The organism is Candidatus Skiveiella danica, assembly GCF_022705245.1.
Taxonomy (GTDB): Bacteria; Pseudomonadota; Gammaproteobacteria; order Burkholderiales; family Burkholderiaceae_C; genus Skiveiella; species Skiveiella danica.
This window is the reverse complement of sequence record NZ_JAKJEW010000118.1, coordinates 1-691: the sequence shown is the minus strand read 5'-3', so window position 1 is coordinate 691 and position 691 is coordinate 1. Positions and strand designations below refer to the sequence as shown.

General features: G+C 64.1%; 1 protein-coding gene. It reads left to right on the top strand.

Annotated elements, in window-relative coordinates:
* On the top strand, positions 1–691 hold a 691-nt coding region (locus ACMUOY_RS20375; RefSeq protein ID WP_413894543.1), incomplete at both ends, for an alpha/beta fold hydrolase.

The window sequence follows — 691 nt, the reverse complement described above, 5'->3', positions numbered from 1 at the left end:
TGGTAAAGAAAATTCGGGTAACATCGACCTCTACTACGAGGACCATGGCGCAGGGAGACCGGTCGTCATGATCCACGGCTGGCCGCTCTCGAGTAAGTCCTGGGAGAAGCAGGTGCCGGCACTGATCGATGCGGGCTACCGCGTCGTCGCCTACGACCGCAGGGGGTTTGGCAACTCTGCTAAACCGGCATTCGGCTACGACTACGATACCCTGGCAGAAGACCTGCACAAACTCATGACGGAACTCGACCTCACGGGTGCAACGCTTGTCGGGTTCTCGATGGGCGGCGGCGAGGTCGCCCGCTATCTCGGCACTCATGGGAGCGACCGCGTGGATTCGGCCGTCTTCATATCCGCGATCCCCCCGTTCCTCTTGAAGACAGCCGAAAACCCCGAAGGCGTGGACGGCAGTGTCTTTGACGGGATCAACGTCGACGTCCTCGGGGGCGACCGTATCAGCGACGAGGCCGTTCGCTTCAACTGGAACATCGCAGCCACCGCCTCGCCGCGGGGCACGCTTGACAGCGTCTCCGCGTGGCTGACCGACTTCCGGGGCGACCTTCGGAGCATCGACGTGCCGGTCCTCGTGATCCACGGCGATGCCGACCGGATCGTCCCCTTCGCCGCGTCGGGGAAGCGCATCCCCGGGCTGATCAGGGAAAGCCGCCTCGTGGTGGTCGAGGGTGGGCCG